Genomic DNA, 23,868 nt, shown 5'->3' on the forward strand with positions numbered 1-23,868 from the left:
GCCGTCAGCCCGGCGACCACCCGAGCGCGGGACCGAGATGGCGGGCCATGTCGGTCACGATCTGTTCGTAGTCCGCGGCGTCGAACGAGAACGGCAAGGCGAACGCGACCTCGGATGCACGCTGAAATCCCGCGTGCGACCGAAGCTGTTCGGCCAGTTCGTCAGACGGCCCGACATAATCCGGCGAGAACATCATGCCGCGCGGACCCTGTGGCCCGGCCGTTCGCGGGAGCCGTGATGCGCGGTAGTCCTCATACCGACGGATCTGCTCAGGTGTCGCGGAATCGGTGGGAATGACGACAAGCCCCTGCGATACCCGAGCCCGCGTCGGATCGCGATGGTGCGCGAGGTAGGCGTCGATGTGTTCACCCTGGATCGTCGCGAAGTCCCGAGAATCGGTTCCCTCGATCGACACCACCGACGATGTCAGATAATTGAGTCCCTGCTCCCCCGCCCACTGCGCCGACGCCAGGCCGCCGCCGTACCAGACACGATCGGCAAGACCCGGCGAATGCGGCTGGATGCGTGTCGAATAGGTCTCGATCCCGACGGTGCCCTCGAAGGAACTGACCGGCTCGCCGCGAAGGCCGGACAACAGTCGCTGCACACGATCCTTGGAAAAGTCCTCGATGTCGTGGGTATCGGGATAGAGCGAGGTCTTGTAGTCGTCGTAGCGCATCGGAGTACCCACGGAGACACCGGGATTGAGGCGCCCCTCAGCCAGCAGATCGACCGTCGCGAGATCTTCGGCGAGTCGGAACGGGTTCTCCAGCCCCAGCGGTATCACCGCCGTGCCGAGTTCGATTCGGCTCGTGCGCATCGCGGCCGCCGCCAGCACGGCGATCGGCGAGGAGATCCCGAACTGCAGGTGTCGGTGACGAACCCACACGCTGTCGAATCCGAGGTCCTCGGCCATCTCGATCATTCGCAGGGTCTCGAGATGTCCCGCGCGCGGATCATCCTCGTCGAATCGGCCGATGGTGAGGAAACCCATCTTCTCCAGTGGCAGGTTGTCGCCGGTCATGCTGACATCTTGGCCGATTCAGCCGCGATCGTTCACCCGAGCCTCCGCCCAGAACTCGACAATCGCCTCCGCCGTGGCCGTGGGCTGTTCGACGGCGGGCAGGATGCGCGCGCCGGTGATCTCGACGACGCGCGCGTCGGCCATCTCGGCCGCGATGGGCGCGGCCTGTTCCGCAGTCCACTCACCTCGATCGTCGGTCGTGATCAGCAGCACCGGGCACGTGATGCGTCGCGTCGCCCAGGCCAGGTCGGTGCGACGCAGGATTGCGGTGTGGACCGCCGGCACCAACGCCCGGCCGGAGCATCGCAGCGAGTCATCGAGCATCGCGACCGCACCCGGGTCGTGGGCACGGGTCTCGTCGGTGAACATCGCTTCGACGATCGCAGCGCGAACGGGTCCCCGAGGTCCGACGATTCGGTAGAGCGGCAACAGCACCGAGATCTGTCTGCGCATGGCCGCGTCGATCGGAAACGTCGGCGCACTCATCGCGACCAGACTCGCAATACGATCGGGCCGTCGTGCCGCGAGTTCCATGCCGACGTGCCCGCCCCACGCGTTTCCGACCCAGTCGACCTGGGCAACCTGCTCGCGTGTACCGATCGCGTCGACGATGGTGGCGGCAGCTCGAGCACAAGCAGCGATGTCGGCGGGCGACGTCATGTGCTCGCTGCGCCCCATCGAAGGGCCGTCGATCAGGTACAACGTCCGCCCGGCGAGCAACGGAACCAGGCGATCCCAACTTCGTGAATCGACAAACATGCTGTGCCACAGAACAACCGGCGGACCTGAGCCGATCACGGAGACATGTAGGCGCCCTACTTCGGTGTCGATCTGCAGCTCGTTCATCGTTTGCTCCTACGCGTTCCGTTATTGACATTACACAGAGTAATCCCAATTTCGGTGAATGGAAAGAGCCGCAAGCCATAGACTCGATGAGTGGCTCGGACCTACACGTCGACGGTGCGCAACGAGCGCGCCGCCGCCAACCGGAGCGCGGTGATCACCGCTGCAACGAGGATGTTCTGTGCCGACGGCTGGACGTCGACCACGATGGCCGGGGTCGCGGCAACCTCGGGACTCACCCGGCAGACCGTGTATCAGCAGTTCGACAGCAAGTTGGCGCTCCTCGATGCGTGCATCGACAACGCGCTCTCGGAGGGCCGGGACATCCCGGTGCGAGAAATGGCCACCTACCAAGCGATGGGCACCGGCTCACTCGACGACAGGGTCGATGCCGCAGCGAGTTGGCTGCGCGCCGCACACGAACGGTCGGCCCGCATTCAGAACGTTCTCGACCAGGCCGCCGTCAGCGATGCCGACGCGGCAAGTCGACTGCACGTACGGGAACAACGCCGACGTGACGAGGTCGCCTTCGCCGTCGGCCTCGTCGCCGGAGGCCTCACGCCGGCCATCCCCATCGACGACGCAATCGTGGATTCGGTGTGGCTCTTGGCCTCTCGACGCCAGTGGCTGATGCTCCTCGACGAGCGCGGCTGGTCTGCAGATCAATGGGAGCAGTGGTTCGTCCTGCATACCCGCGCAACCCTGACGCTCCGACCTCAGTCCTGAGGTTCACTTCGTCAAATCGTTGCGGCCCAATCGGATTCAGGAGAGTGTCCAGACCGCGTCGAGGCACCGACAACAAGTTAATACTGCACATATGGCCTTGCTCGTCGCTGCTGCCCCCACACCATGACCGCCGGCTCACCGCCCGCCGAGCAGTTGGATCAACGTCGCATCTGGTCCATCTTCGGTGGGCTGATGCTCGCGATGCTGCTGGCCGCACTCGATCAGACGATCGTTGCCACCGCGCTCCCGACCATCGTCAGCGATCTCGGCGGCGCCGACCACCTCTCCTGGGTGGTCACCGCCTACATGCTCGCCACCACGGCGACCACGCCGTTGTGGGGCAAACTCGGCGACCTCTTCGGTCGGCGCGGACTGTTCATCGCGTGTGTCGTCATCTTCCTGATCGGCTCCGCGCTGTGCGGCACCGCCCAATCGATGCCGCAACTCATCGGCTACCGAGCGCTCCAGGGCATCGGCGCCGGTGGACTGATGGTGTTGGCGCAGGCCATCATCGGCGACGTGGTGCCGCCACGCGAGCGGGGCCGCTATCAGGGAATCTTCGGCGCAGTGTTCGGGCTCGCCAGCGTCGCAGGCCCGTTGCTCGGCGGCTTCTTCGTCGACAACCTCAGTTGGCGGTGGGTGTTCTACGTCAACCTGCCCATCGGCGCGGTCGCCCTGGTCGCGATCGTTCTCGTGCTCCCGTCGACCAAGTCGGCGGTCAAGCCGGTGATCGACTACTGGGGCATCGTTCTCCTCGCCTTCATCTCCACCTGCATCGTGCTGGTCACCTCGTTCGGCTCGATCTGGGGATGGACGTCGGCCCGAATTCTCGTGCTGATCGCCGCAGCGGTGATCGCTGTGGTCGCGTTCGCGCTGGTGGAGCGCAGCTCTCCGGAACCTGTGCTGCCGTTCCGGCTGTTGACCAATCGGGTCTTCGTGATCGCTTCGACGGTCGGGTTTGTCGTGGGCTTCGCCATGTTCGGCGCGATCACGTTTCTGCCGTTGTTCCTGCAAACCGTGCAGGGCGAATCCGCGACCTCATCGGGCCTGCGCATGATCCCGATGATGGTGGGTCTGTTGCTGACCTCCGTCGCATCCGGTCAGGTGATCTCCCGAACCGGTCGCTACAAGGCCTACCCGATCGTCGGCTGTGCAATCTTCACGGTCGCCCTGTACCTGCTGTCGACGATGGACACGACCACGTCGGGCACCACCACGAGTCTGTTCCTGTTCATCCTCGGCGTCGGACTGGGCTTGGTGATGCAAGTACTCGTGCTCGCGGTGCAGAATGCCGTCGAGTACCGCGACCTCGGTACCGGAACCTCGGGCGCGACCTTCTTCCGCACGATCGGTGCGTCAGTGGGCGTGGCGGTGTTCGGCGCGATCTTCAACGCCCAACTCGACCGTCACCTGACCGAATCCGCGCCGGCTGCCGCGGTCGACCGATGCTCTGCGGAGAGCCTCGAAGCCTCGGCGCTCGCGCTGAAGGTGTGCCCGCCGGAGGTGAGGCTCTGGTACCTCGACGGTTTCACCGATTCGTTTCAGACCGTGTTCCTCGTTGCGGTCCCGATCGGTGCGGTTGCCTTCGTTCTGTCGTGGCTCCTGCCGGAAGTTGAATTGCGCACGGCAACAAGGACACCCGAACCCAGTGAATCCTTCGGCATGCCGAGTGAGCGGTCGTCGCTGGAGGAATTGCGACTCCAGATCTGGCGCGCCCTGGGCCGCGAGAACAAGTTGCGCGCATGGGAACACGTCGTCGACGCCGCGCACAGTCCGCTCTCACGCGGTGAGGCATGGATGCTCAGCCGGGTCGCCGAGGAAGGCAGTCGGGACATGGAGGTGATGGCCTCGGCGTCGGAGACCGAACTGCCGACCATCGAGCGGACTGCCCACGCGCTCGCCGCCCGCGGGATGGTGGACATCGACGAGGCGGACGTGTCGATCACGCCGACGGGAAATGCCGAGGCACAAAGTCTTCTCGATGCCCAGCGCACCGAGTTGCGTGCGTTGGTCGCCGATTGTCCCGGCAGCGACGAGCCGGACGTACAGGCGATGCTCGACCAGATTGCGCGCCGGCTTCACGAGGACGTGCCCCAGTCGCGTTAGTGCTTGCTGACACGGGTGACGTACTTGCCGTCCGCGATGTCGTCAACGATCTGGCGTGGCTTACCGGTCAGCTGCGACGTCGACCTCGCGACGTCGTATCCGATGACGAGCAGGCAGGTCTTGGCGGTCGCTGCGATGATCGCCGCGTCCTGGCGGGTGCTGTAACCGTGGTCATCCGAGGTGATCGGTGACTTCGACTTCTTCCATCCGGCACCTGCGGTGGGCGCCGCCTCGAATTTTCCGCCGTAGCCCGCGCAATTCTTCACTGCGATGGACACGGCTTCGGCGGCGTCGATGTCGACAACGTCACCACGCCTGATCTTCACGAAGAGATCCTGCAGTTCGGCGTTGGTGTGCGTCTCCGACCTCGGCACGAACGTGACGATCGACGAATCGCCGGGCGTCTCCTGAAGCTTCCACCCCTTGGGCGCCCGGAGGGTGACGTCCAACGAGTCGCTCGCGTCACTGTCGGTCAGAGTGACCGTGGTGGTCGAGCCCGCATCGTCGTCGCCACCAGGCCAGAACACGATGGACAGGGTGACCACGAGCGCCACCGCGATCACGACGGCACCAACCGCGATGCCGATCACCTTGCCCGACCCGGACGAGGGCGGTTGACCACCGAACTGGGGACCACCGAACTGGGGCTGACCGTGGAACTGCTGAGGCTGGGCCATCATCTGCGGCGCGCCATAGAACTGCTGAGGTCGGGCCAATTGGGGTGACTGACTCTGAATGGGTGGCGGACCCTGAGGCGCACCCCAGGCCGGGGGCGCGTAGTGGGCGGTCGGTTGACCTCGATGGGGCTGTCCCGACCATCCACCATGCGGCGATCCGCCCATTCCTGGCTGTGTCATGAATGCCCCGTCCCCTGCCGAAACTGTTCTCTTGCTCCCGAAACGTATCGTCCGATGGGCCGCCGCGCCCATTCACCCCCACGGCAGCGCGACAAGGCGGCCGATCGATCCAACGACGCCACCGAGTTCCTAAATACTTTGCCTAAAGGTTACGTATGTGAGATACTTTGCCTTGTGGAAAAGTATTCGGATGCGCTGGACGAGGTCTTCATCGCGCTCGCCGAGCCGACACGGCGCCAAGTGATCCGCCGGCTGGGCCAGGGGCCGGCCAGCGTCGGCGAACTGGCACGCCCTTTCGCCATGACGCTTCCGTCCTTCATGAAGCACGTCCGAACCCTGGAATCGAGCGGATTGATCCACACCACCAAGAACGGCCGCGTGCGGACCTGCGCACTCAACCGCGAACGTCTCGCCCTGATCGACGACTGGCTCGCCGGCGAACGTCGCATCTGGGAAGACCGCACCGACCGGCTCGAGCAATTCGTCACCAACCCGAAGGAGAACTCATGACCACCGTTGCCGTCGACCCCCGGTTCGACCTCACGATCGAGCGCCTCATCCGAGCCCCACGCCGCGACATCTGGCGGGCATGGACACAGCCGGATCTCTTGCAGCAGTGGTGGATTCCGGCGCCGATGCGAACGCGCGTGGACCACCTCGACGTCCGGCCCGGTGGCGCCTTTGTCACCCAGATGAGCGAGGACGGCACAACGTATGTGCCACACACCGACTCAGTGTTCCTCGTCGTCGAGGACGAACGTCGACTGGTCTTCACAAACGCCGTCAACAGTGCGTGGCGGCCCGCGTCACCGCAACCCGTGGCGATGACCGCCGAGATCATCCTCGACGACCACCCCGACGGTACCGACTACCGTGCGGTGGTCCGGCACGGCGACCCCGAACAGCGGACTCTGCACGAGGAACTGGGCTTCTTCGACGGTTGGGGGTCGGTGACCGACGCATTGGCGGCGCTGGCGGAGACGGGCGGGACGTCACCCGACACGACCCGTATGGATCACTCCAGAACGAATACCGGGATCTGACGATCGGTCTTGGTCTGATACTCGGCGTACGGCGGATACGCCGCCACAGCCAGATCCCACCAGTGCGCACGTTCATCCCCGTCGACCTCGCGGGCGGTCAACTCGCGGACCTCAGCACCGTCCTGCACGGTCACCTGCGGATGCGCCTTGATGTTGTGGTACCACGACGGATGGCTCGGCGCTCCGCCCTTGGACGCGACCATCGCGTACCGGCCGTCCTCCTCAACGCGCATCAACGGGACATAACGCTTCTTGCCGGATTTCGCGCCGGTGGTGGTGAACAGCACGATCGGTCGGCCAAGGACCTGCACTCCGTCGGTGGTGCCCTGCTCGAGGATCGTGGTGGTCTGGGTACGAACCCAGTCGGTGGGGCTCAGTTCAGGTTGTGCGCTCATGCTCGAAGACAACACCGTTGGGCCGACACTATTCCTCGCTCGGGTCGAAGCGACCCAACTTGTCGCCAGAAACCGCAGGTGCCGCCAGAAACCGCTGGTGCGCATCGGGTTTCTGACAAGACACGCGGTTTCTGAAATCGCGACACGCCGACGACGTGCCTCGCAGGTCCGCGACCCTGCTGTCGTGGACACAGCTCGGACGTCGGAGCGCGAACGCTTCCCACCCAAGGGCGCTGCCGACATCTGCTCGGTTGGTCGACGTCGCCATCCCGCCGGTCATCGAACTCTTCGGATCAGAGACCCACCCGCCGACGTGGTCGGCGATCGTGTAGGCGGCGGCCTCGTCCCGGAAACCGCGCTTGTGGGTTCGCGATACGCCGACCAGCACTCGGACGGTTGGTCGTCCGGCCATGGGCCGCACAAAAGTAGGGGAAGAAACTCGTCCCCTATCCCTGGAGTCCTCCCCGCGAATTTTCTCGCGGACGACTCAACAAGCAGGGGCAGAAAGTAGGGGAAGAACCTTCCCCTACTATCAGTGGCCCGGCGCCTCGCCGACGTGGCCCGTTCGCCTGCCCTTCGAGGCATCCCTCGGCCGGCGCCTCGGGCACCTCAGAGAGCGGTGGGGTGGTGGACGCTTATGTGCAGGCCAGAGCGCTAGTCACCGAACTCTTCGGATCAGGCGAAGCGAACGTCCAGCGTCGCCATGCCGAAGATCTTCTTGCCGGCGCACTTTGCGACGAGAATGACCACGCCACTACGGGTTTCGGGATCGAGAGATTTGATGCGTCCGCTGTACTCGATATCGCCACGACCATTGGCCGGCACGATCGCCGGTGCGGAGAGCCGCACCGCGTAGCGCGTGACTGCTCCCGGATCGCCCGACCATGCCGAGACGAATCCCGCACCGATGCCCATGGTGAGCATTCCGTGTGCGATCACGTCGGGCAGCCCGGCGAGGTTGGCGATCTTCTCGTCCCAGTGAATCGGGTTCGCGTCACCGGCGACACCCGCGTAGTTCACCAGGTCACCACGTGTGAGTCCGGTGTGGTGCACGGGAAGCTGGTCACCGACCGACAGGTCGTCGAAGTTGAGACTGCCGACCGTGCGGGTGCGGCCGAGTTCCGACCGCGGCGCAGGGTCACCAACTCGCTCCGTCTTCACGTAGTCGATGGTCGACGCCTGGTTCGCCATGATGTCGACGTCGTGCATCATCACCTTGGACACCGCACCGGTGAGTTCGGGGTCGACCTCGTCGGCGGTCACCCCGACAACGGTCGTGTGCATGGTGTGAACGGTTTCACCCGACGTGTCGACAAAGGTGTTGGTGATCGTGATCATCTCGCGGCCGGCCACAGTCCGCACCGACGAGAGTTCGACATCGGTCTGCAGTTCGTCGCCGACGACGATCGGCCGGTGCTGCTCGAAGACCTGCTCGGTCTGCACGTAGGTGTCGTACCCCACGACCACCTCTTCGAGCAGTTTGCGGTTGGCGGCCATCGCCGGAATCGACGTGAAGGTCAGTGGAGCGAAGAGGCCGGTCCCGCCGAGTGCGGCAGCTGCCTCGGCATCCCAATGTGCCGGTCCGTAGTCCTGGACCGCCCGGGCATACTCGCGAACTTTCTCGCGTCCCACCTGATAGGTGTGATCGGCCTCGTAGTAATGGCCGACCCGCTCCCCGAGCGCAGACACTTCCGACGCTGTCGTCAATTCACTCTCCTGCCATTGGGGACTCGCCGCGAACAAGTATCCACGGAGTCGTCGACCCGCGTCACATGGGCAGGCAGACATGCGCGCCACACCACGTTCAGCCCGAAGACCCCTGGCGCGCGAATGCGACAGTTCTTGCTACTTCTTGCCGCAGTTGCAGTTCTCGCCGCACTTGCAGTCCGGTCCGCAGGTGCAGTCCGGATTGTTGCAGCCTCTCGTATTGCCGCTCATGCATATGAGGCTACGCCCGGTGCTCGTCGACACGACGATGAACGGCTGCCCAACTCCCGATAAAGCGACCTGCCCGAAGGCCCGCGACGCGCATCAGCGACCATAGATGCCACAGTCCTACCGGGCGATGGGAATGAACGGGTGAGTGACAGCTATGCCGGACACAGCGGTGATGCAACCGTGCCGGTCTTCTTCCTGTCCGACAGCACCGGCATCAGTGCCGAGACCATGGGGAACGCGCTGCTGTTGCACTTCCCCGATCACCGATTCGATCGCACCCTGATCCCGTTCATCACCACCGCCGACGAAGCACGCGACGTCGTGCGCAGGATCGACGCCACGATGACCGGCGACGTGACACCGCTCGTGTTCGTCACGGCGGCGCTCGACGACGTCCGCGACGAGTTGCAGAAGACGCGTGCCCCACTGATCGACTTCTTCGACCCGCATATGCAGGAGGTCGAGACGATCCTCAAGACCCGCGGCGCGCGCACCCCTGCGCGTCTACACGGCGTCGGCGATGTCAAGCGCTACAACGCGCGGATGCAGGCCGTCGAGTACGCGATCGAGCACGACGACGGTCAGAGTGTGCGCTCACTCGACAAGGCTGACGTGATCCTGGTGGCACCGTCGCGCTGCGGCAAGACACCGACGACCATGTATCTCGCGCTGCAGCACGGCCTCCGCGTCGCGAACTATCCGTTGATCGACGAAGACCTGGCGAGCACCGACATGCCGCGTCCGATCCGGCATCTGCAGGAGCGATGCTTCGGACTCATCACCACCGCCGCCCGACTCAGCGCGGTGCGGACCGAACGCCGACCGGACTCGACCTACGCGTCGCTACGACAGTGCACCTACGAATTGCGCCGCGCCGAGGAGTTGTACCGGGCGCACGGCCTTCCCGTCATCGACTCGTCCGCGAAATCCGTGGAAGAGATGTCCACTCTGATCCTGCAGGTCCTCGCCCGCAGGCCCCACCCTGGCAATTGAGGAGCCATTTCATGAGCAGCAACGTCCGTTGGTTCGCCGACCTCGGCCTCGCCGATCTCGAGCAGGTCGGGGGTAAGAATGCTTCTCTCGGCGAGATGGTCCGCAATCTGACCGACGTCGGAGTGCGGGTCCCCAACGGATTCGCGACGACCGCCGACGCGTACCGGCGGTTCCTCAGCAAGCCCGACGAGTCCGGCACGAGCCTGGCCGACCGGATCAGCGCGCGGCTCGCCGATCTCGACACCGACGACGTGCAGGCGTTGGCCGAGGCCGGTCGTGAGATCCGCGCGGCCGTGATGGAGCAACCGTTCCCCGAAGACCTCGAGGCCGATGTCCGGGCAGCGTTCGCGGAGTTGTCGGGTGGCTCGGACGAGGCGTCGTTCGCGGTGCGGTCCAGTGCGACCGCCGAGGATCTCCCGGACGCATCCTTCGCCGGCCAGCAGGAGACCTTCCTCAACGTGCGCGGGATCGACGCGATCCTGCAGGCGACCCGGGAGGTGTTCGCGTCGCTCTACAACGACCGGGCGATCGCCTACCGCGTGCACCACGATTTCGACCACGACGCCGTGGCCCTGTCGGCCGGCGTTCAGCAGATGGTGCGCTCCGACATCGGCGCGTCGGGCGTCATGTTCACCATCGACACCGAGTCCGGCTTTCCCGATGCCGTGTTCCTGACGTCGTCCTATGGCCTGGGCGAGGCTGTCGTGCAGGGTGCGGTGAATCCCGACGAGTTCTACGTCTACAAACCCGCCCTGCGTGCCGGACGTCCCGCCGTGCTCAAACGCGGCATCGGGTCGAAGGCAACCAAGATGATCTACACCGATGACCGTTCGGTGGGCCGGACAACGGAGTTCGTCGACGTCGACCCCGCCGATCGCCGACTCCTCAGTCTCACCGACGCGGAGGTCGAGGCGCTTGCGCGACAGGCACTGTTGATCGAAGAGCACTACGGGCGCCCGATGGACATCGAGTGGGGCAAAGACGGCGTCGACGGTGAGCTGTACATCCTGCAGGCGCGCCCGGAGACCGTGCAGTCGCGAGCTGCCGTGACAGGTCAGCAGCGGTTCCGGCTCAACGAGACCGGCACGGCCCTCATCGAAGGACGCGCGATCGGTCATCGCATCGGCGCGGGCGAGGTTCGCGTGCTCGAGTCGGTGGAACAGATGCACGAGTTCCAGGTCGGCGAGGTACTCGTCGCGGACATGACCGATCCCGACTGGGAACCGATCATGAAGCGTGCCAGCGCAATCGTCACCAACCGTGGTGGCCGCACCTGTCACGCCGCGATCATCGCCCGCGAGTTGGGCATTCCGGCGGTCGTCGGAACCGGCGGTGCGACACGGTCGCTGACCGAAGGCCGGGCGGTGACCGTCTCGTGCGCCGAGGGTGACACCGGTTACGTGTACGACGGGCTGCTCGACTTCGACGTCACCGAGTCCACGATCGAAGCGATGCCCGAGATCAGCACCAAGATCATGATGAACGTCGGCACCCCCGAGCAGGCCTTCGCCTTCTCCCGCCTGCCCAACAACGGTGTCGGGCTGGCGCGGTTGGAGTTCATCATCAACCGCCAGATCGGGATTCACCCCAAGGCGCTGCTCGACTACGAGACGCTCGACGGACCGCTCAAGGAGCGGATCGGCGAAGCGATCGCGGCGTATGAGAATCCCCGCAAGTACTTCGTCGACCGGGTGGCCGAGGGCGTGGCGACGATCGCCGCGGCGTTCGCGCCGCACCCGGTGATCGTCCGCATGTCGGACTTCAAGTCCAACGAGTACGCGAAGCTCGTCGCCGGTGAACTCTACGAGCCCGACGAAGAGAATCCGATGATCGGATATCGCGGCGCATCGCGGTACCTGTCGAAGGATTTTGCCGACTGTTTCGCGATGGAATGTGCGGCACTCAAGTACGTCCGCGACGAGATGGGTCTGACCAACGTCAAGATCATGATCCCGTTCGTCCGCACGGTCGCCGAGGCCGAGGGCGTGATCGCGCTGCTCGCCACGCACGGCCTGCGGCGCGGCGAGAACGGACTCGAGGTGATCATGATGTGCGAGGTGCCCTCCAACGCCGTCATCGCCGACGCCTTCCTCGACCACTTCGACGGTTTCTCCATCGGCTCCAATGACATGACCCAGCTGACGCTGGGACTCGACCGCGATTCGGCGCTCGTCGCAGACTCCTTCGACGAACGCGACCCCGCCGTCAAACACATGCTCGCCGCCGCCATTGCCGCCTGCAAGGCCCGAGGCAAGTACGTGGGCATCTGCGGGCAGGGGCCCAGCGATCACGTCGACCTGGCCGAGTGGCTGCTCGAGCAGGGCATCGAGTCGATGTCGCTCAATCCCGACACCGTGGTCGACACCTGGACCCGATTGGCCAGCCTCGGCTGACGGGCTTCACTCGTCCGGTCCAGCGGTGATCGTGAACGCGCTGGGTGTCCCCATCTTGCGCTGACGGGTCACCGGCATGAAGGTGGTGCACCCAACGCAAGGCGCGTCACCGCCATCAAGAGTTCCTCGCGTTCCTCAAACACACCGCGAAGGTTCGCCATCATCGAGCCCAAGCGATTCACCACCGCGGCACCTTCACCAGCCGTCTGTTGGCGAGTGAATGAGGGCCGCGACCGGAACGCAGGACGCTGTCCACCGACCGGGTTACACTGCGGCAGAAGTGGGTTCGCACCGGCTCATGCTGCCGACGAAACGGAGACGCACATCAACGCACCGTCAATTGCCCTGGAGGGTCTCACCAAGACTTTCCCCAACGGCCGGGGCATACGCGACGTCTCCATGACAGTCGCCGAGGGAGAGGTAGTCGGGTTTCTCGGCCCCAATGGGGCTGGCAAATCGACCACCATCAGGTGTCTACTCGGGCTGTACCGTCCAACTTCAGGTACCGCACGGATTCTCGGTGCCGACCCGCAGGATTCCGACCGCACGCTCCTTGCCGACGTCGGATACCTCCCCGGCGAGCTATCACTTCCGGAGACGCTGAGCGGTGGCGATATCCTTCACCGATTCGGCCGGATGCGCGGCATGACCGATACGTCGCTGCGGGACACGTTGGTTGAGCGGTTGGACGTCGCAATAAAGCCGCCGATCAACACGTTGTCCAAGGGCAATAAACAAAAGATCGGCATCGTCGCTGCGTTCATGCACCGCCCGAAACTGTTGGTCCTCGACGAACCCACCTCCGGACTCGACCCGCTCCTCCAAGAGTTATTCGCCGAATTGATCAAGGAGGCGACCGACGACGGCCGAACCGTACTGCTGTCGTCCCACGACCTCACCGAGGTCAAACGCCTGGCCAAACGTGTGGTCATCATTCGAGACGGCCAGATCGTCGTCGACGACACGGTGGCCGCGATGGAGGCGCGAGCACCCGGCGTCATCGAACTCGACCTAGACCATGCCTTCGATGTCACCGCCTTGGCATCGGTGCCCGGCGTAACCGTGAAAAGCGTTACCGATCGCCATGTCTCACTCGTCCACTCCGGTTCGGTGGCCGCCGCTTTGACGGCGATCGCGGCGATGGAACCCACGGCTATCGCCGCGCGACCCGCCGAACTCGACGAGTTGTTCCTCCAACTCTACCGCGGCGAGGGGGTCTGATGCGCTTCGATCTGGAACGGCTGGATCTGCGCCTGCGCCGTCGGATGGTGATCGGCACCGCCGTCGGCGCCGCGCTGTACTTGCTCGTGATCGTCGCTCTCTACCCATCGTTCAAGGACGACACCTCACTCGACGAGATGCTCTCCTCGAACAGCGCCATGTCGGCGATGGTCGGCATCAGTGGCTCGATCACCTCTCCGGAGGGTTGGCTCAATGCCAACATGTATGCCAACATCGGTCCCCTGCTGGTGTTGCTGCTGACCATCGGATACGGGGCAGCCTCGGTTGCCGGCCAAGATGCCGATGGATCGCTCGGCGTGATCGCAACGCTTCCGATCTCGCGGCGCAATCTCCTCGCGCATAAACTGATAGCGCTGTTCGTTGCCGCCGCCGTGGTTCCCTTGGCATCCGTGGCGATCTGTCTGCTCGGCCCGCTGTTCGAGCTGACCCCCGATTGGTCGGCGCTGCTGGGCGTCACGCTCACCACAACCCTGTTGGGCTTCCTGTTCGGCGCCCTGGCGATGTCTATCGGGGCCGCCACCGGCAAGCGCGGCATGGCCTTGGGCATCGCCAGCGGCGTCGCAGCCGCGGCCTACTTGATCAGTTCGCTCGCGTCAGTCGTCGACCTCGTGCACAAGATCAGATGGATCTCGCCGTTCTACTGGTCGGTCGGCAACAACCAGATCGTCGACGGGATCGACATGACAGGGGTCATCGCGCTGATCGCGGCGGCCGCAGCGCTGAGTATCGCGGCGATCGCCGCGTTCGAGCGGTTGGATATCCACTGACACTCAAACCCGTCAGGGCGTTGATGCCGCGGGGCGAGGTGTTCGGTCACCCCTTTGCGGTCACCTTGTAGCGAGTTCGACGCTCAATCCCGACACGGTGGTCGACACCTGGACCCGGTTGGCCGCGCTCGGCTGATGCGCCGTCGGCCAGCGGGTTCGGCGCCCGGTGGCCGATACTCGGTGCGGACTCTGCCTGCGGCTCGGAGTACGCGTAGTTTGTCCGCATGGACTATGCGCTCTCGCTGCCGTCAGCCATCGAATTCCGTTCGGCCGTACCGGGAGTGACAACTCACGTCGTGCCCCCGGTTCTCGTGCCGCCTCGACTTCTCCAGTTCACCGTGGTTGCACAGACAACGATCGTGGATGACGAGGACGGCATGCTCGCCTACCTCGCCTATGCCGACGTGGCCGTGGACAACGCGCCGCCGCGCCGGTTGGGTTACGCGGGCACGTGGAGCGCGACAACCGCCGTGGTGGACTTCACCGACCCGGTTCCCGACGCGATCGACCTCGGGCGGCCACATCGTTTCACGATCACGTTGTACGACGGTCGCGACCAGGAAACCGCCGACAACCTCGTCTGCACGCTGCGCCTGGACTACACACCGGCAGCCACGTACTGACCACGAGCCTGGGCGGTTCGGGCGCTCAACGGGTTTCTCGGGTGTCAGCAGATGTCGGTCGCCGACGTGTTGCGGCCGATCTTCAGTTTCCGGTACGCCATGACTCCCTCGCACATCCCGATGTCGGAGGCGACCATCGTGACCGGCGAACCGGGCCCACGAGTCGAGCACAAGACGCCGGCACCGAAGGCGACCTGATCACCCCAGCCCGTCCAGGTGATCTGGTCGATCGAATTGGAGCAGCTTCCGAGCGAGATGGAGCTGGGTTGCGCCGTGCCGTAGCCGGTTTCGTTCCCGGTGGTGGCCGCACCGAGCACCACGGTCGACGCCGCCTTGGTCGACGACGGCGCCGCGGTCTGCGCACTCGCCCAGGTCGCAGGCCCGATTCCGATCGCCGTTTCACTGGCGACGACGCTGCCGTTCTGGATGACCTGGAATCCGTTGCCGGCGATCACGTATCGGGCGTTGTCGGCAGAGTTGACGGCGACGAACCCCGAGCCTTGTGGGTACACCTCGTAGAGTTCGATGTTGGCACCGTCGACGATCCGGTACCCGCGGTAGTAGAGGCGGTTGATCTCACTCCGGCACACCACGAGCGCCGACTCCGCGGTCCGCATGTACATCTCGGCATGATCGGTGCCACGGCACCGGGCTTTTCCGTCGAACCCGAGGAATCCCTGCACATCGACATCGCCGGCCGGTACGAGCGGCACGGCCGTGGTGGTGGCTGTTGTCGTCGAGGTAGTCGCGACCGACGTCGACACGGCGCTGGAACCAGACGACGCGTCGTCGGTGCCATCCGAACTCGAGCAGCCGGCGAGGGCGACGCTCGCCGCCAGACACAGAACCGCAACCGCGGTCGCAAGCTTCCTCATAGGCTCCACCTGTCAACGTCCCACTGAGATACCCGATCTCGGCGAATCGGGCCTTCCCGACACCGGAATATGAGTACCACGCACGATCTCGGGGCGGATTGCGGCACTCCTGCAGAAATTGGGATCCACCCGAACGGACGACACATCGCGCCGGCAGCACGGCGGAATATGCCCACTGGGGTATGGGTTGCAGCAGGTATGACCACACGCGAGATCACCATCGACAACCTGCAACAGACCATCGACGGCGGCGGCATCGTGCTGCTTGACTTCTGGGCCGGTTGGTGCGGGCCGTGCCGGATGTTCGCTCCCGTCTTCGAGAAGGCCGCCGAAGCCAACACCGACATCGTGTTCGGCAAGATCGACACCGAAGCGGAGCAGCAACTCGCCGCCGGTTTCGGCATCCGGTCGATCCCGACCCTGATGGCGTTCCGCGAGGGTGTGATGGTCTTCAATCAGCCCGGCGCGCTGCCCGCCGCGCAACTCGACGAGCTCATCGCCGCGGTACGTGGACTCGACATGGAGCAGGTTCACGCCGAGGTGGCCGCGGCAAACGGGTAAGACCGCGGGACCGCCTATTGGTCGCGAGATCCAGCGAACTCGACAAGCCCAACTGTGGGTCCGCCTCGCGTAGTTTCCGTGCCGCTTTCACCGGGTCATCGATCCCACCGACAACAGACTCAACCCGTTCCGGCGGCCACGCCGCCGTCACCTGGCCGCGTCTACGTTCGTTGCGCACCTCGCGCACACCGTAGACGGACAAGGACGCGAGAAACGCGGCGGTCCACCACTCACCCATGATCAGCGAGCCGATAGTTATCACGGGTGAGACAACCGCAAGGAACAGCCCGCACCACTTGATTGCCCTATTCGGCACCGCGCCCCCTCCTGAAACAACTGTTCGGTGCAGAGTATCGAGTATGTGATGGTCTTGTGTTCCCAGCCGCCTTCCACCGGCTGGCTCACTGACCTAGCAACGAAGAAAGCCAGGCCGGAGGTTTCACCTCTGACCTGGCTTTATTTGTCGGGCTGACAGGATTTGAACCTGCGACCACTTGACCCCCAGTCAAGTGCGCTACCAAACTGCGCCACAGCCCGTTGCCCCGAAAGGGGCGTTCAAGAGCCTAGCCGACGACCAGGTCTACGAACCAATCGCCTGGTCAGACGGTCGGCCCGAGATCACTCGGCCGGTGTCGACGACCGCTTCTTGTACCAGATCCAGCCACCCGTGACGATCAGCGCGCCGACGAGCGAGCCGATGATGCCGCTCGGGTGGAATTCGAGTCCGTGTCCGGTGAGCAGGCTGATCAGCAAGCCGCCGATGAAGGAGCCGACCAGGCCGGCCACGATCGCGAGGCCCCAGTCGATGTTCCACATGTTCTTGCCGCCGATGATGAGCTGCGCCAGAGCGCCGATGACCATGCCGAAGACGATGATTGCCAAAATGAGCACCCGCAGAGCATATAGGAGTCGCGTTCAGCCCAGAATCCGCCCGGCGAATCCGCGTGCGTGCGCACGCAGACTCTCGATTCTTTGCTGCCGCACGGCCTCCGGATCGTCGCCGGCGAAGATCGCCGACGGCCGGACCCGGACGTTGGCGTTGCACTCGAACCCCGAGCAGAGCAACGTACCGACCGTGTCGCCCTTGCGTCCCGCGGCACCGGCCCGCTTGGCGCTGAAGAAGGCGACCTCGTTGGGCAGTTGGACGTCCTCGCAGAACGAACACTGAGGCCGGGTGCGGGGTTGTCGTTGACCTTGGCGCAGCAGGATTCCGACCAGCGTGTCGTCGATCGGCACCACCAGGTACCCGATCAGCGGGAGCTTGGGGTCGCGCCAGGCCAGGAAGTCGAGTTGATCCCAGTCGAGTTCGGCGAACGACGGTGGCAGTGTGAGTGAATTGCGTTCGCGCAGCGTGGTGTTGACGAACGACTTCCGGATCTGTGACTCGGTGAGGGCATGCATGAAGGAACTCCTGTGACGAAGGTGTGTGGGGTACGCGAAGCGGGCGCGGGACGCACATTGTGCGTCGCTCGCGCCTGCGGGGCGGGTGGGTCACAAGGAGCCGGCGAACATGCCGGCAACCCCCTCACGATCGTCAGACATGCTCGCCATGGTGCCGGGTCGTCGTGTGTCCTGCAAACGAATACCGCCCCGATGGCTTCGCGAGATGACAATGTCGTCTCACCAGGCCCTTCGAGGCTCGTCGCTAGCGCTCCTCGCACCTCAGGGAGCGGGTGGGGCCCGAGCACCTCAGGGAGCGGGTGGGGCACGAGCACCTCAGGGAGCGGGTGGGGCACGAGCACCTCGTCAGCGCTTGCGGCGATCCCGCTTGTCGCGAACTCGCACGTTGATGCGCACGGGTGAGCCGTCGAAGTTGAACTCCTCGCGGAGTCGGCGTTCGAGGAAGCGCCGGTAGCCGGCCTCGAGGAAGCCGGTGGTGAACAGCACGAACGTCGGGGGTCGCACAGCGGCCTGGGTCGCAAACATCACGCGCGGTTGGCGGCCACCGCGCAGCGGCGGCGGGTTCGCGGCGATGACGTCCTTGAGCCAGTTGTTCAGCGGTCCGGTCGAGACGCGCTTGTCCCACGACTCCAAGGCCGATTCCAGGGCAGGCACGAGCTTCTGCACGGCCCGGCCGGTCATCGCGGAGATGTTGACCCGGCGCGCCCACGGCACCCGCGCGAGTTCGCGGTCGATCTCACGATCGAGCTGGTATCGGCGATCCTCGTCGACCAGATCCCACTTGTTGAACGCGATCACCAGCGCCCGGCCGCTCTCGATGATCATCGTGAGCACCCGCAGATCCTGTTCGGTGATCGGCTCCGAGGCATCGATCAGCAGGATCGCCACCTCGGCGGCGTCCAGCGCGGCCCGGGTCCGCAACGACGCGTAGTACTCGTGACCACTGGCGGTCCGGACCTTACGACGCAGCCCGGCGGTGTCCACGAATTGCCATGTCTTGCCGCCCAGTTCGACGAGTTCGTCGACCGGGTCGACGGTGGTACCGGCGACGTTGTCGACGACGGAGCGCTCGGCTCCGGCCAACTTGTTCAGCAGCGAGCTCTTGCCGACATTCGGCTTCCCGACCAGCGCGACCCGTCGCGGCCCACCTAGCAGCGCGCCGCCCTCACGAGGCGTCTCGGGCAGTCTGTCGAGCACGATGTCGAGCAGGTCGCCCGCGCCGCGACCATGCGCCGCGGACACCGGATACGGCTCCCCCAGCCCCAACGACCACAACGACGCCGCCTCGGCTTCGAGACGTTCGCTGTCGACCTTGTTGGCGGCCAGGATGACCGGCGTCTTCGAGCGACGCAGCAGCCGCGCGACGGCCTCGTCGGTCGCGGTGGCCCCGACAGTCGCGTCGACGACGAGCACGATCGCGTCGGCCGTGCGCATCGCGAGTTCGGCTTGAGTGGCCACAGCCTGCTGAAGGCCCTTGGCGTCCGGTTCCCACCCGCCGGTGTCGACGACGGTGAACCGCCGGCCCGACCAGCTCGCCGAGTACGACACCCGGTCCCGGGTGACACCGGGGATGTCCTCCACGACGGCCTCGCGTCGGCCGAGGATGCGGTTGACGAGGGTCGACTTGCCCACATTGGGCCGCCCGACGATCGCCAGCACCGGCATGTGCTCGACCTCGCCTGCACCGTCCTCGCCACCGAAATCCGACAGTTGCCAGTCGGATTCGTCGGACCAGATCCCGTCGCCGGGCAATGGGGCGAGGTCGCCGTCCAGATTGTCGGTCACCGTTGAACTCCGATCCGGTCGTGCACCAGTGCTTGCAGCGCGGCGAGCACCTCGTCGATGGACAGCTCGCTGGTGTCGACCACCACGGCGTCGTCGGCCGCCCGCAGCGGCGACACCGTACGGGTGGAGTCGAGATGGTCGCGGCGGTTCACGCTGGCCAGGACCGTGTCGTAGTCGCTGTCGCGGCCCGCCGCCAGGTTCTGCGCATGCCGACGCTGCGCGCGCGCCTCGGGCGTCGCGGTCAGGAAGATCTTCACCTCGGCGTCGGGGAAGACCACCGTCCCGATGTCTCGCCCTTCCACCACGACAAAGGCATCTTCGGAATGCTGTCGTTGCAGCGCAACGAGTTTGGAGCGCACCGCCGGAACCGCCGACACCGCGGACACCGCGTTGGTGACCTCGTCGGTGCGGATCGGCCCGGACACGTCGACACCATTCAAGTACACCCGCGAGCGACCGTCGCCGATCGGGATCAACTCGATCATCGCGTCGGCCACCGCCGCTTCGATTCCGCGTGAATCGTCCAGCGGCACATCGGCTTCCAGTACAGCCAGGGTCGCCGCTCGGTACATCGCGCCAGTGTCGAGGTACTGCGCGCCGACCTGCTCGGCGAGCCGTTTGGACACGGTGGACTTACCCGTTCCGGCCGGACCGTCGATGGCGATCACACCGGGACGTCCGCTCACAGTCCGACCGCCTTGTACAGCGCCCCGACCTCGTCGCGGCCCAGCACACGGAGGCTGCCCGGGCGCTGCTCACCGAGAGCGACCGAACCCACGTGTGTGCGGACCAACCCGACGACCGGGAACCCGACCGCATCCATCAGACGCCGCACCACTCGATTTCGCCCCTCGTGCAGGGTGATTCGCAGCAGCGACTGTCCCTCGTGCACGTCCATCACGGTCACCTTGTCCGCGGCGACCGGCCCGTCGTCGAGTTCGACGCCCTCGCGCAGCGTGCGTGCGATCGACCGGGGCACCTCCCCCTTCACCGTCGCCAGGTAGGTCTTGGGCACCTCGTAGGACGGGTGCATCAGTCGGTGGGCGAGCTCGCCGTCGTTGGTCAGCAGCAACAGACCCTCGGTGTCGGCGTCGAGGCGTCCGACGTGGAACAGCCGTTGCCCGGCCATCACACGCTCCGCGACGATGTCGCCGACGCACGGCCGGCCCTGGTCGTCGGACATGGTGGACTGCCAGCCCTTGGGCTTGTTGAGCGCCAGATACTGCCGCGTCTCGTCGATGATCACCCGTGCGCCGTCGACGCGGATGATCGCGGTGTCCGGGTCGATGCGCAGGCCCTGCTCGGTCGCGATCTCACCGTCGACCTCGACGCGCCCGGCGGCGATCATCTCCTCGGCGCCGCGCCGGGAGGCCACACCCGCCTGCGCCAGCACCTTCTGCAGGCGCACGCCGTCGGCCACGTAGGTGGCACCGGATTCCTCGGCATCCGCCGGGCCTTGATGGCGCGCCGGGCGGGCGTTGTTCAGGCGAACCCGCCCGGTCTCGACGTCCGGCGTGGCCGACCTGCGCGGTTGCCCCTTGCGGTGCGTCTTCTTGGGCGTCTTCGAGGTACCGGCCTTCTCGGCCCGGTTCTTCTCGGTGCGATTCTTCTCTGAACGGTTTTTGTCAGTACGGGGCCGTTTGCGGGGTCCCGGTGCGCCGTCTCGGCCAGCGGTTGCCATGTCTCAATCCTGAGGGTCGGTGGTTGGTTCTTCCTTCGAGTCTGACCCCTGACGACCCAGTTTGGCGAATCGCGGGTCCGTCAGCAGTTCCTCGTCGAGGTCGTCGATGAGGTCGACGTCGGGCAGCAGAGGCGCCAGATCCGGCAGTTCGCCCAGCGACGCGAGCCCCAGCCGCTCCAAGAACAACTCGGTGGTGCCGTAGGTGGTGGCCGTGGTCTGTGGGTCGGTACCGACCTCGTTGATGAGTCCGCGCGCCACCAGCGTGCGGATCACACCGTCGACGTTGACACCGCGGATCGCCGACACCCGGGCTCGACTGACGGGCTGCCGATAGGCAATCACCGCCAGGGTCTCCAACGCTGCCCGGGTCAACTTCGACCGGGCACCGTCGAGCAACAGTCGTTCCACGTACGGCGCATAGTCGGCGCGTGTGTAGAACCGCCACCCGTCGCCGGCGAAGCGGAGGTCGATCCCGCTGCCCGCCGATGTCAGGTCCGCCGACATCTGATTGAGCATCTCGCGCACCCGCGGTACGTCGGAATCCACCGCGCTGGCCAGTTCGTCGGTGGTCGCCGGGGTGTCCACCACCAACAGCACCGCCTCCAACGCAGCACGCAGGGAGCTGTCGTCGAGACGCGATTCATCAGGCGCGGGGTTCTCGAAGAGCCCGTCGTCGGCCGTAACCGGATTCGCGGCCGCATTCTCCTCGGAGACTGTCGGGTTGTCGTCGGTCATCCGTAGTCCTCTGCCTTGTCCATACTCATGTCTTCGGCGTCCCGATCGCCGGTCCACAACACCCGCAGATCCCCCAGCGCCTCGGGCTGATCGAAGGTGACGGCGCGTTCGCGATACAGCTCCAGGAGCCCAAGGAAGCTGCCCACCACCTCTAATCCGTTCTCGCAGTCGGCGACCAACTCGCGGAAGGTCAGACCCCCGTCGGCAGCGGCGGCCAGCAGTTCCGCCATCCGCTTCGCCTGTGCCGGCACCGATACCTTGTGCATGTCGTGGAGGTGGTCGAGTCCGACGGTCGGCACCGGCCGGGGCGTCATCGCCGACGCCGCGACTTCGACGAAGCCATGCGCGTCGACGCCCAGCGTCACCTCGGGCAGCAGGTCCTCGAATCGTTGCTCCAGGGACACCGCACGCGGATAGCGTTGCAGCGCAGCCGCTTCTAGTTCACCGAACAGCGCTGCCACCTGCTTGTACGCGCGGTACTGCAGCAGCCGCGCGAACAGCAGGTCACGCGCCTCGAGCAGCGCGAGATCCTCCGGGTCGTCGACCTCACCGGTCGGAAGCAGCCGGGCAGCCTTGAGATCGAGCAGGGTGGCCGCGACCACCAGGAACTCGGTGGTCTGCTCCAGCGGCAGTTCCGGCCCCATCTCGCGGGTGTAGGCGATGAAGTCGTCGGTCACCTCGTGCAACGCGACCTCGGTCACGTCCATGCGGTGCTGACTGATCAGGTTGAGCAGGAGATCGAACGGACCCTCGAAGTTGGGCAGGCGGACGCGAAATCCGGTGCCACCCGATTCTTGTTCGGCACCAGCCGAATCCGTTGCCGACGGGTCTGGGATTTCCGGGTCTGGGATTTCCGGGTCTGGGCTCGCAGATTCGACACCGGCAGCGTCGGCGCTCATGCGCCCTTCGCGTCGCGGGCGATGACCTCACGGGCCAGTGCGCGGTACGCCTTGGCGCCTGCCGACTTCGGCGCCCACGACGTGATTGGTTCGCCCGCCACGCTGGTCTCCGGAAACCGCACCGTGCGCGAGATCACGGTGTCGAACACCGCGTCACCGAAGACCTCGACCACCCGGGCCATCACTTCGCGTGAATGCAGGGTTCGTGCGTCGAACATGGTGACCAGGATCCCGCCGAGTCCGAGACGCGGATTGAGTCGATCCCGCACCTTCTCGATGGTGTCGGTCAGCAGCGCCAGACCTCGAAGACTGAAGTACTCGCATTCCATCGGGATCAGCACGGTGTCGGAGCAGGCCAGCGCATTGACCGTCAGCAGACCCAGCGAGGGCTGGCAGTCGATGAGCACGAAGTCGTAGCGGTCCAGCACCGGATGCAGCGCACGTCCGAGTGACTGTTCACGGCCCACCTCGGTGACGAGTTGGATTTCCGCCGCCGACAGGTCGATGTTGCTGGGCAGCAGGTCGAGTCCGTCGACCCGCGTCCGCATCAGCACATCGTCGGTCGAGGCGTGGGGAGGGACCAGGAGGTTGTAGACGGTCTGGTCGAGATCGTGGTGGGGCACGCCGAGCCCCGCGGACAACGCACCCTGCGGGTCGAGGTCGACGAGCAGCACACGCCTGCCGTACTCGGCCAGTGCAGCGCCGAGATTGATGGTCGACGTGGTCTTTCCCACGCCACCCTTCTGGTTGCAGACCGCGATCACCGTGGCGGGACCGTGTCGGTCGAGCGGAGCCGGTTCCGGAACGTCGCGGTACGGGCGACCGGTGGGGCCGAGTTCGCCTTCCTTGACGTGTTCGGTCTCGTCGGCGTCGTGGCCTGGCGAAACCTCGATGCGATATTGATGGTCGGGACGGACACCGGGGCGTGGTGAGCTCGGATTCGTCACTGGCCGGTAGCTCCCTTCTTCCCTCGATCGCACC

Annotated in this window: 24 protein-coding genes and 1 tRNA gene; 10 read left to right on the forward strand and 15 right to left on the reverse strand. The window is 65.4% G+C overall.

Annotation, left to right across the window (positions count from 1 at the left end; translation table 11 throughout):
* Nucleotides 1-4: 4 nt before the first annotated feature.
* Entirely contained in the window at nt 5-1,024 is a 1,020-nt protein-coding gene (locus ABZW74_RS00865; RefSeq protein WP_355272948.1) for an LLM class flavin-dependent oxidoreductase, read from the reverse strand.
* A gap of 18 nt (nt 1,025-1,042) precedes the next feature.
* Nucleotides 1,043-1,870 (reverse strand): alpha/beta hydrolase, encoded by an 828-nt coding sequence (locus tag ABZW74_RS00870; RefSeq protein ID WP_355272951.1) that lies wholly within the window; start codon nt 1,868-1,870, stop codon nt 1,043-1,045.
* 90 nt (nt 1,871-1,960) lie between these two features.
* Between ABZW74_RS00870 and ABZW74_RS00875 the strand changes: the two genes are divergently transcribed.
* Nucleotides 1,961-2,593, forward strand: coding sequence for a TetR/AcrR family transcriptional regulator (locus tag ABZW74_RS00875; protein WP_355272954.1), 633 nt, complete (start codon nt 1,961-1,963; stop codon nt 2,591-2,593).
* Between the two features lie 123 nt (nt 2,594-2,716).
* Complete coding sequence (locus ABZW74_RS00880; protein WP_355272957.1) at nt 2,717-4,699, forward strand: MFS transporter; 1,983 nt, start codon at nt 2,717-2,719, stop codon at nt 4,697-4,699.
* On the opposite strand, the gene ABZW74_RS00885 is transcribed toward ABZW74_RS00880, so the two are convergent.
* Nucleotides 4,696-5,379, reverse strand: coding sequence for a hypothetical protein (locus ABZW74_RS00885; RefSeq protein ID WP_355272960.1), 684 nt, complete (start codon nt 5,377-5,379; stop codon nt 4,696-4,698). The genes ABZW74_RS00880 and ABZW74_RS00885 overlap by 4 nt on opposite strands.
* 351 nt (nt 5,380-5,730) lie before the next feature.
* On the opposite strand from ABZW74_RS00885, the gene ABZW74_RS00890 reads away from it, so the two are divergent.
* Both ABZW74_RS00890 and ABZW74_RS00895 read left to right on the forward strand, forming a co-directional pair.
* A complete protein-coding gene (locus ABZW74_RS00890) occupies nt 5,731-6,066 on the forward strand; it encodes a metalloregulator ArsR/SmtB family transcription factor (protein ID WP_240857190.1) in 336 nt (111 codons plus the stop codon).
* A complete protein-coding gene (locus ABZW74_RS00895) occupies nt 6,063-6,599 on the forward strand; it encodes an SRPBCC domain-containing protein (RefSeq protein WP_355272963.1) in 537 nt (178 codons plus the stop codon). Before ABZW74_RS00890 ends, ABZW74_RS00895 begins: the two co-directional genes overlap by 4 nt.
* Here the strand turns inward: ABZW74_RS00895 and ABZW74_RS00900 are convergent.
* Together ABZW74_RS00900 and ABZW74_RS00905 are read right to left on the reverse strand one after the other, a co-directional pair.
* A complete protein-coding gene (locus ABZW74_RS00900) occupies nt 6,572-6,994 on the reverse strand; it encodes a nitroreductase family deazaflavin-dependent oxidoreductase (RefSeq protein WP_240857192.1) in 423 nt (140 codons plus the stop codon). The genes ABZW74_RS00895 and ABZW74_RS00900 overlap by 28 nt on opposite strands.
* Before the next feature lie 675 nt (nt 6,995-7,669).
* On the reverse strand, nt 7,670-8,701 hold the full coding sequence (locus tag ABZW74_RS00905) for a fused (3R)-hydroxyacyl-ACP dehydratase subunits HadA/HadB (protein ID WP_240862829.1): 1,032 nt from the start codon (nt 8,699-8,701) through the stop codon (nt 7,670-7,672).
* Nucleotides 8,702-9,073: 372 nt separating this feature from the next.
* On the opposite strand from ABZW74_RS00905, the gene ABZW74_RS00910 reads away from it, so the two are divergent.
* The 5 genes from ABZW74_RS00910 to ABZW74_RS00930 all read left to right on the forward strand — a co-directional run bounded on the left by ABZW74_RS00910 (nt 9,074) and on the right by ABZW74_RS00930 (nt 14,950).
* Nucleotides 9,074-9,925, forward strand: a complete 852-nt coding sequence (locus tag ABZW74_RS00910) for a pyruvate, water dikinase regulatory protein (protein WP_240862831.1) — start codon at nt 9,074-9,076, stop codon at nt 9,923-9,925.
* A gap of 11 nt (nt 9,926-9,936) precedes the next feature.
* Nucleotides 9,937-12,318 carry a phosphoenolpyruvate synthase gene (ppsA, locus tag ABZW74_RS00915; RefSeq protein WP_355272968.1) on the forward strand — a complete coding sequence of 794 codons (2,382 nt, stop codon included), beginning with the start codon at nt 9,937-9,939 and terminating at the stop codon, nt 12,316-12,318.
* 399 nt (nt 12,319-12,717) lie between these two features.
* Entirely contained in the window at nt 12,718-13,539 is an 822-nt protein-coding gene (locus tag ABZW74_RS00920; protein ID WP_355272971.1) for an ABC transporter ATP-binding protein, read from the forward strand.
* Nucleotides 13,539-14,327, forward strand: coding sequence for an ABC transporter permease subunit (locus ABZW74_RS00925; protein ID WP_355272973.1), 789 nt, complete (start codon nt 13,539-13,541; stop codon nt 14,325-14,327). Before ABZW74_RS00920 ends, ABZW74_RS00925 begins: the two co-directional genes overlap by 1 nt.
* A gap of 224 nt (nt 14,328-14,551) precedes the next feature.
* The gene (locus ABZW74_RS00930; protein WP_355272976.1) at nt 14,552-14,950 is read left to right on the forward strand and encodes a hypothetical protein; all 399 of its coding nucleotides are present in this window, start codon (nt 14,552-14,554) and stop codon (nt 14,948-14,950) included.
* A 44-nt stretch (nt 14,951-14,994) separates the two neighbouring features.
* Here ABZW74_RS00930 and ABZW74_RS00935 read toward each other — a convergent pair whose 3' ends face one another.
* Nucleotides 14,995-15,825 carry a hypothetical protein gene (locus ABZW74_RS00935; protein WP_355272979.1) on the reverse strand — a complete coding sequence of 277 codons (831 nt, stop codon included), beginning with the start codon at nt 15,823-15,825 and terminating at the stop codon, nt 14,995-14,997.
* A 198-nt stretch (nt 15,826-16,023) separates the two neighbouring features.
* On the opposite strand from ABZW74_RS00935, the gene trxA reads away from it, so the two are divergent.
* A complete protein-coding gene (gene trxA, locus ABZW74_RS00940; protein WP_240862651.1) occupies nt 16,024-16,386 on the forward strand; it encodes a thioredoxin in 363 nt (120 codons plus the stop codon).
* Nucleotides 16,387-16,849: 463 nt separating this feature from the next.
* Here the strand turns inward: trxA and ABZW74_RS00945 are convergent.
* From ABZW74_RS00945 to ABZW74_RS00985, 9 genes are all read right to left on the reverse strand, one after another.
* Nucleotides 16,850-16,923: transfer RNA gene (locus ABZW74_RS00945), tRNA-Pro, on the reverse strand.
* Nucleotides 16,924-17,004: 81 nt separating this feature from the next.
* Nucleotides 17,005-17,277 carry a hypothetical protein gene (locus tag ABZW74_RS00950; protein ID WP_240862653.1) on the reverse strand — a complete coding sequence of 91 codons (273 nt, stop codon included), beginning with the start codon at nt 17,275-17,277 and terminating at the stop codon, nt 17,005-17,007.
* Nucleotides 17,278-17,301: 24 nt separating this feature from the next.
* Nucleotides 17,302-17,787: an FBP domain-containing protein gene (locus ABZW74_RS00955; protein WP_355272982.1), complete on the reverse strand. Its 486-nt coding sequence runs from the start codon at nt 17,785-17,787 to the stop codon at nt 17,302-17,304.
* A 345-nt stretch (nt 17,788-18,132) separates the two neighbouring features.
* Entirely contained in the window at nt 18,133-19,572 is a 1,440-nt protein-coding gene (gene der / locus ABZW74_RS00960) for a ribosome biogenesis GTPase Der (protein ID WP_355272985.1), read from the reverse strand.
* Nucleotides 19,569-20,258, reverse strand: a complete 690-nt coding sequence (cmk, locus tag ABZW74_RS00965; protein WP_355272988.1) for a (d)CMP kinase — start codon at nt 20,256-20,258, stop codon at nt 19,569-19,571. The genes der and cmk overlap by 4 nt, the downstream gene beginning before the upstream one ends.
* Nucleotides 20,255-21,253, reverse strand: a complete 999-nt coding sequence (locus tag ABZW74_RS00970) for a pseudouridine synthase (RefSeq protein ID WP_355272991.1) — start codon at nt 21,251-21,253, stop codon at nt 20,255-20,257. The genes cmk and ABZW74_RS00970 overlap by 4 nt, the downstream gene beginning before the upstream one ends.
* Before the next feature lie 3 nt (nt 21,254-21,256).
* The gene (scpB, locus tag ABZW74_RS00975) at nt 21,257-21,988 is read right to left on the reverse strand and encodes an SMC-Scp complex subunit ScpB (protein WP_240862662.1); all 732 of its coding nucleotides are present in this window, start codon (nt 21,986-21,988) and stop codon (nt 21,257-21,259) included.
* On the reverse strand, nt 21,985-22,887 hold the full coding sequence (locus ABZW74_RS00980; RefSeq protein ID WP_355272995.1) for a segregation/condensation protein A: 903 nt from the start codon (nt 22,885-22,887) through the stop codon (nt 21,985-21,987). The genes scpB and ABZW74_RS00980 overlap by 4 nt, the downstream gene beginning before the upstream one ends.
* Nucleotides 22,884-23,834, reverse strand: coding sequence for a ParA family protein (locus ABZW74_RS00985; RefSeq protein WP_355272998.1), 951 nt, complete (start codon nt 23,832-23,834; stop codon nt 22,884-22,886). The genes ABZW74_RS00980 and ABZW74_RS00985 overlap by 4 nt, the downstream gene beginning before the upstream one ends.
* Between the last annotated feature and the right edge of the window lie 34 nt (nt 23,835-23,868).

Source organism: Gordonia sp. NPDC003585 (assembly GCF_040610755.1).
GTDB lineage: Bacteria > Actinomycetota > Actinomycetes > Mycobacteriales > Mycobacteriaceae > Gordonia.

What these genes read in the sequence shown, in the direction of transcription:
- trxA (WP_240862651.1), top strand. Translation starts at nt 16,024, where the DNA reads ATGACCACACGCGAGATCACCATCGACAACCTGCAACAGACCATCGAC.
- ABZW74_RS00920 (WP_355272971.1), top strand. Translation starts at nt 12,718, where the DNA reads ATGACAGTCGCCGAGGGAGAGGTAGTCGGGTTTCTCGGCCCCAATGGG.
- ABZW74_RS00970 (WP_355272991.1), bottom strand. Translation starts at nt 21,253, where the DNA reads ATGGCAACCGCTGGCCGAGACGGCGCACCGGGACCCCGCAAACGGCCC.
- ABZW74_RS00870 (WP_355272951.1), bottom strand. Translation starts at nt 1,870, where the DNA reads ATGAACGAGCTGCAGATCGACACCGAAGTAGGGCGCCTACATGTCTCC.
- ABZW74_RS00900 (WP_240857192.1), bottom strand. Translation starts at nt 6,994, where the DNA reads ATGAGCGCACAACCTGAACTGAGCCCCACCGACTGGGTTCGTACCCAG.
- ABZW74_RS00930 (WP_355272976.1), top strand. Translation starts at nt 14,552, where the DNA reads ATGGACTATGCGCTCTCGCTGCCGTCAGCCATCGAATTCCGTTCGGCC.
- ABZW74_RS00935 (WP_355272979.1), bottom strand. Translation starts at nt 15,825, where the DNA reads ATGAGGAAGCTTGCGACCGCGGTTGCGGTTCTGTGTCTGGCGGCGAGC.
- ABZW74_RS00885 (WP_355272960.1), bottom strand. Translation starts at nt 5,379, where the DNA reads ATGATGGCCCAGCCTCAGCAGTTCCACGGTCAGCCCCAGTTCGGTGGT.
- ABZW74_RS00925 (WP_355272973.1), top strand. Translation starts at nt 13,539, where the DNA reads ATGCGCTTCGATCTGGAACGGCTGGATCTGCGCCTGCGCCGTCGGATG.
- ABZW74_RS00895 (WP_355272963.1), top strand. Translation starts at nt 6,063, where the DNA reads ATGACCACCGTTGCCGTCGACCCCCGGTTCGACCTCACGATCGAGCGC.
- scpB (WP_240862662.1), bottom strand. Translation starts at nt 21,988, where the DNA reads ATGACCGACGACAACCCGACAGTCTCCGAGGAGAATGCGGCCGCGAAT.
- ABZW74_RS00865 (WP_355272948.1), bottom strand. Translation starts at nt 1,024, where the DNA reads ATGACCGGCGACAACCTGCCACTGGAGAAGATGGGTTTCCTCACCATC.
- ABZW74_RS00880 (WP_355272957.1), top strand. Translation starts at nt 2,717, where the DNA reads ATGACCGCCGGCTCACCGCCCGCCGAGCAGTTGGATCAACGTCGCATC.
- ppsA (WP_355272968.1), top strand. Translation starts at nt 9,937, where the DNA reads ATGAGCAGCAACGTCCGTTGGTTCGCCGACCTCGGCCTCGCCGATCTC.
- ABZW74_RS00955 (WP_355272982.1), bottom strand. Translation starts at nt 17,787, where the DNA reads ATGCATGCCCTCACCGAGTCACAGATCCGGAAGTCGTTCGTCAACACC.
- ABZW74_RS00980 (WP_355272995.1), bottom strand. Translation starts at nt 22,887, where the DNA reads ATGAGCGCCGACGCTGCCGGTGTCGAATCTGCGAGCCCAGACCCGGAA.